Source organism: Cryobacterium sp. 10I5, from assembly GCF_035019865.1.
GTDB lineage: Bacteria > Actinomycetota > Actinomycetes > Actinomycetales > Microbacteriaceae > Cryobacterium > Cryobacterium breve_A.
On record NZ_JASJVI010000013.1, the window covers coordinates 41896 to 54049 of the forward strand.

14 protein-coding genes are annotated in these 12154 nt (G+C 68.2%); 2 read left to right on the forward strand and 12 right to left on the reverse strand.

Going from position 1 to position 12154, the window contains the following annotated elements:
- Window positions 1-28 precede the first annotated feature (28 nt).
- A complete protein-coding gene (locus QN350_RS06270) occupies window positions 29-475 on the reverse strand; it encodes a hypothetical protein (RefSeq protein WP_281535091.1) in 447 nt (148 codons plus the stop codon).
- A gap of 54 nt (window positions 476-529) precedes the next feature.
- Between QN350_RS06270 and QN350_RS06275 the strand changes: the two genes are divergently transcribed.
- Window positions 530-1204 carry a CG0192-related protein gene (locus tag QN350_RS06275; protein ID WP_322140002.1) on the forward strand — a complete coding sequence of 225 codons (675 nt, stop codon included), beginning with the start codon at window positions 530-532 and terminating at the stop codon, window positions 1202-1204.
- Window positions 1205-1334: 130 nt separating this feature from the next.
- A complete protein-coding gene (locus tag QN350_RS06280) occupies window positions 1335-1541 on the forward strand; it encodes a hypothetical protein (protein WP_281535093.1) in 207 nt (68 codons plus the stop codon).
- Between the two features lie 16 nt (window positions 1542-1557).
- Here QN350_RS06280 and QN350_RS06285 read toward each other — a convergent pair whose 3' ends face one another.
- From QN350_RS06285 to mltG, 11 genes are all read right to left on the reverse strand, one after another.
- Window positions 1558-2613: a DUF4190 domain-containing protein gene (locus QN350_RS06285; protein WP_322140003.1), complete on the reverse strand. Its 1056-nt coding sequence runs from the start codon at window positions 2611-2613 to the stop codon at window positions 1558-1560.
- 38 nt (window positions 2614-2651) lie between these two features.
- Window positions 2652-3092: a transcription antitermination factor NusB gene (gene nusB / locus QN350_RS06290; RefSeq protein WP_134531971.1), complete on the reverse strand. Its 441-nt coding sequence runs from the start codon at window positions 3090-3092 to the stop codon at window positions 2652-2654.
- Window positions 3092-3652, reverse strand: a complete 561-nt coding sequence (gene efp / locus QN350_RS06295) for an elongation factor P (protein WP_281535095.1) — start codon at window positions 3650-3652, stop codon at window positions 3092-3094. Before efp ends, nusB begins: the two co-directional genes overlap by 1 nt.
- Window positions 3653-3789: 137 nt before the next feature.
- Complete coding sequence (locus tag QN350_RS06300; protein ID WP_322140004.1) at window positions 3790-4197, reverse strand: hypothetical protein; 408 nt, start codon at window positions 4195-4197, stop codon at window positions 3790-3792.
- 93 nt (window positions 4198-4290) lie between these two features.
- Complete coding sequence (locus QN350_RS06305) at window positions 4291-4716, reverse strand: DUF779 domain-containing protein (protein WP_281535097.1); 426 nt, start codon at window positions 4714-4716, stop codon at window positions 4291-4293.
- Between the two features lie 132 nt (window positions 4717-4848).
- Window positions 4849-6372 carry an aldehyde dehydrogenase family protein gene (locus QN350_RS06310; RefSeq protein ID WP_281535098.1) on the reverse strand — a complete coding sequence of 508 codons (1524 nt, stop codon included), beginning with the start codon at window positions 6370-6372 and terminating at the stop codon, window positions 4849-4851.
- An 80-nt stretch (window positions 6373-6452) separates the two neighbouring features.
- Window positions 6453-7940 (reverse strand): GAF domain-containing protein, encoded by a 1488-nt coding sequence (locus tag QN350_RS06315; protein ID WP_322140005.1) that lies wholly within the window; start codon window positions 7938-7940, stop codon window positions 6453-6455.
- Between the two features lie 84 nt (window positions 7941-8024).
- A complete protein-coding gene (gene aroB, locus QN350_RS06320; RefSeq protein WP_416173042.1) occupies window positions 8025-9173 on the reverse strand; it encodes a 3-dehydroquinate synthase in 1149 nt (382 codons plus the stop codon).
- Window positions 9166-9645: a shikimate kinase gene (locus QN350_RS06325; RefSeq protein ID WP_416173075.1), complete on the reverse strand. Its 480-nt coding sequence runs from the start codon at window positions 9643-9645 to the stop codon at window positions 9166-9168. The genes aroB and QN350_RS06325 overlap by 8 nt, the downstream gene beginning before the upstream one ends.
- Before the next feature lie 94 nt (window positions 9646-9739).
- Window positions 9740-10960 carry a chorismate synthase gene (aroC, locus tag QN350_RS06330; protein WP_322140007.1) on the reverse strand — a complete coding sequence of 407 codons (1221 nt, stop codon included), beginning with the start codon at window positions 10958-10960 and terminating at the stop codon, window positions 9740-9742.
- Window positions 10961-11035: 75 nt separating this feature from the next.
- On the reverse strand, window positions 11036-12154 hold a 1119-nt coding region (gene mltG / locus QN350_RS06335), incomplete at its 5' end, for an endolytic transglycosylase MltG (RefSeq protein ID WP_323515960.1).

Here is a 12154-nt window from a genome sequence, read left to right on the forward strand (position 1 = left end):
GACTCACGCCAACAGTGGCGGAGCGGCCTCAACGCCGCCGACGGTGCAGGGTCCCCGCCGACCAGAGCGCCCAGACCACGAGAAGGGGCTGGAAGAGGAGTCGGATGCCGCGGGCCCGGTCCGAGTCGAGGCCGAAGGCATCCGTCCTGGTCACGAACTGCGCGATATTGCCGGGGAAGACGGCCACGAAGAACAGGGCGACAAGCCACCCGACCGTGATCCGCCGGCCGGGCAGCCCGACGAGTGCACCGCCAAGACCGACCTCGGCGACACCGGAGAGAAGCACGACGGTGTCCCGTTTGAGCGGCACCCACGCGGGCACCTGGGCGAGAAATTCCGAGCGACTCCAGGTGAGGTGGCTGATGCCGGCGAACACCAGGAAGGCACCGAGCACGATCCGGCCGATCGTTCGGGGTATGGATGTGGGCGTAGACGACCTGCGGACCGACACGGACTTCTCTGCTGCTCTCGACATCTCCCCAGTCTGACAGCCGTTTCTGCGACACGGCCGTGCCCTAGCATCGAGGACATGGCACTCATCCACCGCGCCCAGCTTCGGCCGTCCAAGCTTGAACTCGTCGAACCCTGGCTGCGCACGCAGTCGTGGTTCTCCGGCACTCCCGCCGCCCTGTCCGCCGTCGGGGCCTACCGTTTCGACGATCCGAATGGTGAGGTCGGCATCGAGACTCTCCTCGTTCGCTCCGGCGACGGCCCGGTGCTCCAGGTGCCGCTGACGTATCGCGATGCACCCCTCGAGGGCGGAGACGCCTGGTTGATCGGCACGATGGAACACTCGGTCCTGGGCCGTCGCTGGACCTACGACGCCACCGGAGACCCCGCATACCTCGCCGCGCTCGCAACGACCATCCTCCGCGGCGGCACCCAGGCCGACGAGTTCGTCGACGTCGACGGAACACTCGTCTTCCGCGAGTCCACGGCAAGGGTCTCGGGCAGCGGCACTGCGGATGCGCACACCCCGTCCCTGCCGCCGGTGACCGCTCCCTCGACCAGGGACGAGTCTGGTTCGACGGTTATCGAGGCCGGTTCGCTCCGCCTCGTCGTGCTCCGGGTGCCCGGCGACCCTGCGGCGGAGACGATCGTGGTCGCGGCCCGGACGACCGCCGGCGGCGTCCCTGAGCATCTCTCCGGCACCTGGCCCGACCAGCCGCAACCGAGGATCCTGGCCCTGGCCGTCGCACTCTGAGGAAACAGTCTCGGTTGCCGGACTTCACACGGTGTTTACCGGACAGCAGTTGCGGCCACGCCCGGCACACGTCAGTATTGTCCCGCGGCAGGCATCCGCTGGCGAAAGCACGCACAGATAAAGGATTTGAATGGACCGGACGGACCTCATTCAGTTGTTTTCCGTCGTCGACGCCGGCCCGGCACGCTGGGAGGTCCGTCACGATGTGACAGACGAACTCGCGGGCATCCTCGAACGCACGCCGCGCGGGTTCCTGCTGGTCGACGAGGACGGCCAGCGCATCGGCAGTTTCGACTCGATCCCCAGTGCCCTCGAAGGCCTCTACGCCGTTCTGTAGCCGGGCCGGATGACGCTCAGGCGCCGGACGACCCCTGGGTCGTCGGCTGGCCGGATCCGGAACCGGAACCGGAGTCGAGGAATGCCTGGAACTCGCTGCTGTCGGTCAGTCCGCCCGGGTACTGGGCTCCGTCGACGAGTACGGTCGGTGTTCCCTGGATCGAATCGATTTCCGCACCGGGAATCGGCCCGTTGAGGGCGGCATCCGTGTTCGCTTCCGACCACAGCTGGTAGTCGCCCTGGGCGATGCAGGCGGAGATGTCGGTTCCCGCCGGCGCAAGCGCGGCGAGGTGGTCGTCGGTCAGGCCCTCGGTGTTCTCCTGCGGCTGGTTCGCGAACAGTGCCGCGAGGTAGTCGAGGGTCGATGCCGGTTCGAGGGTTGCGACGCAGGTGAGGGCAGCGGATGCCCTGCTCGAGTAGTACGTGCCCTGGGAGGCCTGGTCGAGGAAGGTCAGCGCGTGGATGCGCAGTGTGATCGAACCGTCGTCGACGCGGCTCGCGAGCAGCGCGCCGTTGGTCGCCTCGAACTGGCCGCAGTACGGGCACATCGGGTCGATGTATTCGTCCACGATCGTGCTCCCGGTGCCGACCGAGAGGTACCCGTCGTCGAAGTGGGCAGCACCGAGCGTGCCGCTCGGCAGGGCACCGCCCGAGGCATCCGGTTCGCTCGTCGCAGAGGTGACCGGCCCGCCGAAGCCGCCGTGCTGCGCCATGTTCAGGAAGACGCGACCGAAGGCCGCCGCGAACAGGATCGAGACAACGACGAGCACCACGGTGGACGCGAGACCGACATAGCCGAGCACGAGCCCCGCGATCGCGAGGCCGCGCCCCCGCTCACCGCGGCGAGCGATCTGGCCGAGCGCGATGTGCCCGGTGATCACAGCCACGAGGGACACGACGAACGCGGACACGAGCGAGACGATCGCGAGCGTGTTCGTGCGCGGCACCTGGGGGTACTCCTGCTGCGGGGCCGGCTGGAGCGGCTCCTGGTGCCCGGTCGCGTGCTCGGGGGACGCCGGCAGCCCGGACTGGTCCGGGTAGGACGGGAACGGCTCTGGCCTGTCGTTGCTCATGATCTTCCCCTGGACGAACGGAACGGTGCGGGACGAGCCTAGGACGCTGCGGGAGCAGCCGGCGCCGGGGGCGCCGTCTGCGCGATCCTGCCGAGCAATCCGTTGACGAACCCGGCGGAATCATCCGTCGACAGGATCTTCGCGGCCTCGACGGCTTCGTCGATCGCGACGGCGTGCGGGACGGCATCGTTGAACAGGATCTCCCAGATCCCGATCCGCAGGATGGCCCGGTCGACGACCGGCATCCGCTTGAGCGTCCAGCCCTGTGAATACGTCTCGATGAGTTCGTCGATCTCCTCGCGGTGATCGACGACACCGTCCACGATCTCGCGTGCGTACAGCCAGGAGGCCATCCGGGCGGGTTCGCTCGCGGCCCGCTGCGCCTCGGCGGCGAGGGACTCCGGGATCGTCGTCTGCCGCACATCGGCGGCGTACAGGATGTCGAGGGCGCGCTTACGCGCCTTCGTGCGTGCGCTCACTAGTTGACGCGGCCGAGGTAGTCACCGGTGCGGGTGTCGACCTTGACCTTGGTGCCCTGCTCGAGGAACAGCGGGACCTGGATCTGGAAGCCGGTCTCAACGGTGGCGGGCTTGGTTCCGCCGGTGGAGCGGTCGCCCTGCAGGCCGGGCTCCGTGTACGTGATTTCGAGCACGACGGATGCCGGCAGCTCGACATACAGCGGGTTGCCGTTGTGGAGCGCGATGGTCACGTTCTGGTTCTCGAGCAGGAAGTTCGAGGCTTCGCCGACGACGACGCTGGAGACGGTGAGCTGGTCGAAGTCGGACACGTCCATGAAGACGTAGGAGTCGCCGTCCGCGTACAGGTACTGGAAGTCCTGGCGGTCGACGTTCTCGGTCTCGATCTTGGCGCCGGCATTGAAGGTACGGTCGACGGTCTTGCCCGTGACGACGTTCTTCAGTTTGGTGCGAACGAAAGCGCCGCCCTTGCCCGGCTTGACGTGCTGGAAGTCGGTGACGGCCCAAAGCTGGCCGTCCATGTTGAGGACGACGCCATTTCGGATATCGGCGGTTGATGCCATGGAAAGCGTTTCCGTTCATTCAGTTCAGTTAGGAAGGTGCGCGGCCGAATCGGCCTCAAACGAGTGTAGTTGCCCGGGAGCTCACAGCCAAAGGCTGGTGCTGTGCCGTTCTGATCCCGGTCGCTCCCACGCCACCGTCACTCCGCGAGCTCGGACACCCCGGTGTCATGGGCGACGAACAGGCCGAGGATCGTCAGGACCTTTCCAAACGAGGCTCTCAGCTCTCGGGCCCAGGCCTGGTCCGGTGCGGTGAGCTGTGCGGAGCCTGGGCGCTCGAGGGTCAGCACGATGCTCCCGCCAGGCGCGAAATCCGCAAGCACCGCGGTGAGGGTGGCGGCCATGCCGGCGCCGTCGCCGGGCTCCGGACGCAGCGGCAGGCCCCCGACGGGGATGAGCACCGGCAGTTGCCTGCCGTCGGCGTCGAAGAGCATCAGCCACAGCTGGTGGCTGATGGCGTGGCCGACGAGGTCGGCGACACGTTCGCGTGCCTCCTCGCGGGAGGTGACGGGCGGCTGGTCTTCGATGGAGAGGGAAGAAGAAGTCATGCCGGACAGAATGCCCGGGCGGGCTCGCTCCGCGGCGGTTGTCCACAGGCGGATGCCGGGAGCCGGCCTGTTGAGGATGGGCCGCCGAAGGAGTCAGCCGAAGCTGTCCATCAGACGGGACCGGATCAGAAAACGCACGCCGCGCGGAGCTTCGAGGGAGAAGCCACTGCCCCGGCCGGGGACGAGGTCGACCGTCAGGAAGGTGTGACTCCAGTATTCGAACTGCTCTGCGGACATCCAGAAGTCGACGACCTGGGCGGTTTCGCCGGCCGGCGCGATGTCGAGCCGGCCCAGCAGCACGTCGCGGTCGGAGGTGATGAACTCCCCTGCCGGAAAGCACATCGGGGAGCTGCCGTCGCAGCATCCGCCGGACTGGTGGAACATGAGCGGTCCGACCTCGGACCAGAGCTCACGCAGGGTGCCGACCGCGGCCGGCGTGAATTCGACTCGCGGGGTCGTCTCCCCCGGAATGGTGACGGCGGCGATGACCGTGGTGAGTGCGGGCGCTGCTGGCGACATTGCCTGGCCTTTCAGATTCGATTCACACTCGATGGTCATCGGGCGGGATGTGCACCAACGGTACTCGGGGTGCGGTTCGGTCGAAAGGGGCCGCCGGTCGATGCCGGCGACCCCTTTCGATTCGATGCTGGTTTAGAAGAAGCCGAGCGGCTTCTCCGAGTAGGACACGAGCAGGTTCTTGGTCTGCTGGTAGTGCCCGAGGGCGAGCTTGTTGTTCTCGCGGCCGATGCCCGAGCTCTTGTAGCCGCCGAAGGCAGCACCAGCGGGGTAGTGGTGGTAGTTGTTCACCCACACCCGGCCGGCGTGGATGTCGCGGCCGGCCCGGTAGGCCACGTTGCCGTTGCGGGACCAGACTCCGGCGCCGAGGCCGTAGAGGTTGTCGTTGGCGATCGAGATGGCGTCCTCGTAGTCGGAGAAGCTCGTCACAGCCAGGACCGGTCCGAAGATCTCTTCCTGGAAGATGCGCATCTTGTTGTTGCCCTCGAAGATGGTCGGCTGCACGTAGTAGCCGCCGCTCAGCTCGCCGCCGAGGTCGACGCGCTCGCCGCCGAGGGCGAGACGGGCGCCCTCCTGCTTGCCGATGTCGATGTACGACAGGATCTTCTCGAGCTGGTCGTTGCTCGCCTGCGCGCCGACCTGGGTGTCAGTGTCGAGCGGGTTGCCCTGGATCGCCTTGCGGGTGCGTTCGATCGCACTGCCGAGGAAGCTCTCGTAGATCGGCTTCTGCAGGAGCGCCCGGCTCGGTGCCGTGCAGACCTCGCCCTGGTTGAAGGCGAAGAGCACAAAACCTTCCTGGGCCTTGTCGTAGAAGCTGTCCTGCTCCTGGGCGACGTCACTGAAGAAGATGTTCGCGCTCTTGCCGCCGAGTTCGACGGTGGCAGGGATGATGTTGGCACTCGCGTACTGCAGGATGAGACGGCCGGTCGTGGTCTCCCCCGTGAACGCGATCTTGCGGATCCTGGGGGAAGAGGCGAGCGGCTTGCCTGCTTCGAGGCCGAACCCGTTGACGATGTTGAGCACCCCGGGCGGCAGGATGTCGCCGATCAGTTCGATCAGCACCATGATCGACACCGGGGTCTGCTCTGCCGGCTTCATCACGATCGCGTTCCCGGCCGCGAGGGCGGGAGCGAGCTTCCAGACGGCCATCAGGATCGGGAAGTTCCACGGGATGATCTGGCCGACGACGCCGAGCGGCTCGTGGAACTGGTAGGAGACGGTGTCGTTGTCGAGTTCGGCGTGATCGCCGTCCTGCGAGCGGATCGCCGCGGCGAAGTAGCGGAAGTGGTCACTCGCGAGCGGAAGGTCGGCGTTCAGCGGTTCGCGGATGGGCTTGCCGTTGTCCCAGGTCTCAGCGACGGCGAGCAGTTCCTTGTTGGCGTCGATGACGTCGGCGATCTTGTTGAGCACGGCGGCGCGCTCGGTCGCCGTGGTCTTGCCCCAGGCGGGCGCTGCCCGGTGGGCGGCGTCGAGGGCGAGTTCGATGTCCTCCGCCGTTCCGCGGGCGACCTCGGCGAAGGGCTTGCCGTTCACCGGCGAGATGTCCTCGAAGTACTGGCCCTTGACGGGCTTGACCCAGCCTCCGTTGATCCAGTTCTCATAGCGGGGCTTGAAGGTGACTTTGGCGCCCGGGGTCCCGGGGTTGGCATAGACGGTCATTTCTCTCCTCGTCGACGACGGTGTCGGTGGGGTCCGCCTGCTGCGGACCTGGACCGAGCGTACGGCGGGCGACCGTTGCGTCAGGGTTGCGGGAGGTTGCGCCCGGCACCCGGGGCGCCGGCGTCGGCGAGGTCTGCCTCGATCTTCGCGAGGCGAGCGACGACGGCTGCCCGTTTCGGCGACCGGGGCGGCAGCAGTTCCAGGCACGCGCGCCAGACCTCCTCGTCCCAGGCGGCCTCGTCGCTGCGGGCGTACTCGAGGAGTAGGTCGGGGCTCGCGTCGCTCAGCAGCGCCTGACGCAGCCGGGAACTGATCTCCGATCGGATTTCGACGATACCGGGGGCGACGGAGGCGGGCAGCAAGGGCCCGCGATAGGTGCCGAGCGCCACCCGGTGGGCGCCGCGCTCGAGGAGGGCGAGCACGCGCTGCGCGTCCAGTTCGACCGGCGAACCGAGCCGGTATGGCCGGGAGGCGATCGAGAGGGGCGGCGTCGTTCCGTCGAGGACCTTCCGCAGGCGGACCATCTCCGCGCGCAGGTTGTCGACGGAGTTCGACTGGTCGCTCAGCAGCTGGGACAGCCGGTCGGCGGTCAGGCCGTCCCGGTACCACGCGAGCAGCGTGAGGATCTCGGCGTGGCGCGGGCTGAGCTCGAAGGTACCGAGACCGTTCTCGAGGAGACCGGTGTCGCGCCCGAGCACAGAGACCCGGGCATTCGTCGGGCGCCTCTGGGTCGGGACCGCCGGCGCCTGCGCGAATCCGGCGACACGTACGACCGCGCGTTCGAACGAGCCGCTGTGGCCTGGTCCGTTGCCGCTTCGATCGCGCAGCCGCTGGATGCGCAGTTCGGCCTCCACCGCCCAGGCCGCCGCCTCGACGAGCGGAAGCGTCTGGGGGCCGACCGCATCGTCGCCGCCCGTGACGTCGATGACTCCGAGGATCGTGCCGGAATCCGGGTCGTGGATCGGCACGGCCGTGCAGCTCCACGAGTGCGCGAGCCGGTTGAAGTGCTCCGCGCGCTGGATCTGGATGCCGTGGTCGAGCGCAAGGGCCGTGCCCGGGGCGCTCGTGCCGACCCGGCGTTCCGACCAGTCGGCTCCCTCGACGAACAACATGCCCTCGGCACGGCGACGCACGGTGCGGTCGCCGTCGATCCAGAGAAGCCTGCCGGACTCGTCCCCGATGGCGACGATGAGACCGGACTCGAGGGAATGCCGGATCAGAAGGCTCTGGACGACAGGGAGCACGGCGGAGAGAGGGTGCCGGTCGCGCAGCTCCCTGAGCTCGTCGGACGACAATTCCGGCTCGGGTGCCGGGCGGGCGGGATCGATGTGCAGTGACAAGGACCGTTCCCAGGATTCCTGGACGAGCCTGCGCACGCCGCCGCGGGCATCCGCGATCAGGTTCGAATCGGCGTGGCCACGTGCACCGAAGGCGGGAAGGAGGCGGGCCGGCCCCGCACCGGCGCCGGCAGCGAATGCCGAGCCCAACGCGGACTCGTGCGCCCTGGCGAGTTTCAGCACGACGTCCCGAGAGGGTTCACCTGTCGACCCCACGGTCCATTGGTTCACCCTGTTCTCCGATCGGCTCTGGTCGGCGACCGGGCGCCTGCCCGCTCAGGCCATCATTCTAAGACCCATTTCTCGACGACGACGTCAGGACCCAATTTCCTGGTACGCGGCGAACAGCAGGGAGGAGTCCGGGCCTTCGAGCACCGTCGGCTTCCCGATGTCGTCGAGAACGATGAAGCGGAGCATGCCACTGCGGGTCTTCTTGTCGCGCTGCATCGTCGCGAGCAGGGTGTTCCACCGGCCGACCGGGTAGCTCGTCGGCAGGGTGAGTGACTCGAGGATGCTGCGGTGCCGGTCGGCCGCCTCGTCGGACAGCCGACCGCTCAGCCGCGCGAGCTCTGCGGCGAACATCATGCCCACCGAGACGGCTGCGCCGTGCCGCCAGCCGTACCGTTCGGCGTGCTCGACGGCGTGGCCGAGGGTGTGCCCGTAGTTGAGGATCTCGCGCAGCCCGGATTCCTTGAAGTCGGCGCCGACGACGCGGGCCTTCATTTCGATCGCGAGTTCGAGCACGCGACGGAACTGCGGTGTCTTCGGGTCCGTCACGGCCGAGACATCCGCCTCGACGATGTCGAGGATCTCGGGCACCTGGATGAAGCCGGCCTTCACGATCTCGGCGAAGCCGGCGAGGACCTCGTTGCGAGGCAGGTCGTCGAGCACGTCGAGGTCGCAGATCACGGCGGCGGGTGCGTAGAAGGTGCCGACGAGGTTCTTGCCCTCCGCGGTGTTGATGCCGTTCTTGCCGCCGACGGCCGCATCGACCATGCCGAGCACGCTCGTCGGAAGCTGGACGAGGCGAACGCCGCGGAGCCAGGTGGCTGCGACGAAACCGGCGAGGTCGGTCGCGGCTCCGCCGCCGAACCCGATCACGGCGTCGGTCCGGCTGAAGTCGGCCTGGCCCATCACCTGCCAGCAGAATGCGGCGACCTCGACCCGTTTGGCGGCCTCGGCATCCGGGACCTCGGCGATGAGCACCTCGTAGTGGGCGAGCAGGCCCTCTCGGAGGGCGACGGCGCGCGCGCCGAGCGTGGAGGTGTGCACGATGAGCACCTTGGCGACCTTCGGGCCGAGCTGTTCCGCGACCTCGGAGAGCAGGCCGCGACCGATGATGACCGGGTAGCTGTCGACGCCCGGCACCGTGATGACGGTCGTCTCCGCGATCTCGGCCGTCTGTGCGGTCTGGGTCGTCTCTGCGGTCTCTGTGCTCACGGTGTTGTCAGGAACGTCAGTCATGCGTGTTCTGCCCTCTCAGGGTCCAGGCCACGACATCGTCGGCGATGGAATCCATCGGGCGATTCGAGGTGTCGATGTGGAGGCCGGCGAGCTCTTCGTAGAGCGGGCGGCGAAGTTCGTAGATGCGGATCCAGTCGGAGAGCCCGCCGGCCAGCAGTGGCCGCTTGGCCCCGTTGATCCGCCCGGCAACCGCCTGCTCGGTCACGCTCAGGTAGACCACCCGGCACCGGGCGAGGTCGGCACGGGTGCCCGGATCGAGCACAGCTCCCCCGCCGAGGGAGACGACGGCCCGGGTGGAGAGGGCCTGGCCGACGGCAATTCGTTCCAGCGCACGGAAGTGCTCTTCGCCGTACCTGCTGAAGAGGTTGGCGATGGAACCGTGCCCGGAGACGACGAGCGCGTCCGTGTCCACGAATGGAACACCGAGGACCCGTGCCACCCGCTTGCCGACCCTGGTCTTTCCCGCAGCCATCGGCCCGATCAACACGAGCGGGAACTCGGGCCGGTCGCTGTCCACTGCCGGTTCCGGCACGGCGGGCAGGTCCGGCGTCACAGTGCCGCCGTGATCACAGCGAAGCGTCGCTCGACGCGCCCGTCTTGAGGTTGACGGGGATGTGCGCGAGGTAGGACTCCAGGTTGCGCCTGGTCTCGTCGATCGAGTCTCCGCCGAACTTCTCCAGCACCGAGTTGGCGAGGACGAGCGCGACCATGGCTTCGGCGACGACGCCGGCCGCCGGAACGGCACAGACATCCGACCGCTGGTGGTGGGCCGGGGCGGCCTCGCTCGTCGTGACGTCGACGGTGCGCAGTGCCCGCGGGATCGTCGCGATCGGCTTCATGCCCGCCCGCACCCGCAGCACGGTTCCCGTGCTCATGCCGCCCTCCGTGCCGCCAGCGCGGTCGCTGACCCTCTGGATGCGACCGTCGGACTGCACGAGCTCATCGTGGGCGTGCGAGCCGCGGCGGGTCGTGGTGAGGAAGCCGTCCCCGACCTCGACGCCCTTGATCGCCTGGATGCCCATCAGCGCCGCCGCGAGCTGGGAGTCGAGTCGCCGGTCCCAGTGCACGAACGAACCGAGACCGGGCGGCAGGTTGTACGCCAGCACTTCGACGACACCGCCGAGGGTGTCGCCGTCCTTGTGGGCCTGGTCGACCTCGGCCACCATCAGCGCGCTCGTCGCAGCATCAAAGCAGCGCAGCGGGTCGGCGTCGAGGGTCTCGACGTCGTCCGGATGCGGCAGCAGGGCGTCCTCCGGCACGCGCACGGGACCGATCGCGAGGGTGTGGCTGACGAGGCGGATGCCGAGTTCGGCCAGGAACGACCGGGCGACGGCGCCGAGGGCGACCCGGGCGGCGGTCTCGCGGGCGCTGGCTCGCTCGAGGACGGGCCTGGCCTCGTCGAAGCCGTACTTCTGCATGCCGACCAGGTCGGCGTGTCCCGGCCTGGGCCGGGTGAGCGGGGCACCGCGGCCGCGGGTGCTCTGCGCCTCTCCCGGAGCGGTCTCGACGGGATCCGCACTCATGACCTCTGACCATTTGGGCCATTCGGTGTTGCCGATCCGCAGCGCGACAGGCCCGCCCAGGGTGAACCCGTGCCGGACGCCGCCGGAAATGGTGAGCTCGTCCTGTTCGAACGTCATCCGGGCACCCCGGCCGTAGCCGAGTTTGCGGCGCGCGAGATCGAGGCGGATCGAATCGAGTGTGATCGGGATCCCTGCGGGCAAACCCTCGACAATGGCGACGAGTTCGGGGCCGTGGGACTCTCCTGCGGTGAGCCAACGAAGCATGCCCACTATCCTTCCACAGGCTTTCCCTGGCTCAGGCGCTCAGGCAGTGGCAGTAGCGGTGTCCGTGTCATGCGCTCAACCATATTCGGGGTGGTCCTTCATCCAGGCCTGCCACTGGGCGACGCCGGCTTCGTGTTCTGCTGCGGTGGTCGAGAAGATGGTCTCGCCGGTGTCGAGGTTCCAGGTCACGAAGTACAGCCAGGTCCCGTCGGCGGGGTGCAGGGCGGCGTTGATCGCGAGGTCCCCCGGGTTCGAGATCGGGCCGACCGGGAGACCGGGGTGCACATAGGTGTTGTATGCGTTGCCTGCGTCTGCGCGTTCGGCATCCGTCGTCGTGACGACGTTCGTGTGCCCGGTGCCGTATGCCACCGTCGCGTCGGACTGCAGCAGCCCGCTTTGCCACTGGGCGGGGTCGAGCCGGTTCAGGAACACCCGGGCCACCTTGGGATAGTCCGCGGCGAGGCCGGCCTCTTTCTGAATAAGGGCGGCGAGAACGACGGTCTTCCACCGGTCGCCTGCCGCGACCCCGGCAGAGTCCAGGGCCTGGAACTGCCGGTCGACGAGGGTCTTGAGTGCGTCCTTCGCGGTGACGCCCGGAGCGAAGGTATACGTCGCGGGGAACAGGAACCCCTCGAGCTTGGTGGCCTCGGCGGGAAGGCCGAAGGCCGCGACATCCTTCGACGCCGCCTGGAGGTCGGCGAGCGGGAGGTTCGTCCCCTCGCTCACGAGTTGCAGGATGTCCGCCTCCGCCGTTCCCTCCGGGATCACGACGGTCTGTTCGAGCCTGCTCGCGGGGTTCTGGAGCGCGGTGAGCGCCGCGCTCGCGCTCATCTTGGTCATGAGCTGGTACGCGCCGGGCTGGAAGACCGGAGCGGGGGTGACCTTCAGGAGGAGCTTGTAGAAGACCACGTAGCTCTTGACGACGTCCTGGGACACCAACGTGTTCGCCACGTCGGACCCGGTCTCACCGTCGTGGATCATGACCACGACCTTCGTCTCGCCAGACCCGGAATAGTCGGCGGGACCCGCGAGGGTCGCCTGCAGCTGGGAGATGGGGCCCTGCAGGGCGAAGACGGCGCCTGCCACGAGCGCCACCAGCACGACGAACGCGATCAGGCAGCCCCAGGCGCCCCTGCGGCGCCGCTTGGTCGGTCGCGGTGGCTCGGAGCCGAGTTGGGAGCGACGGGCCGACCG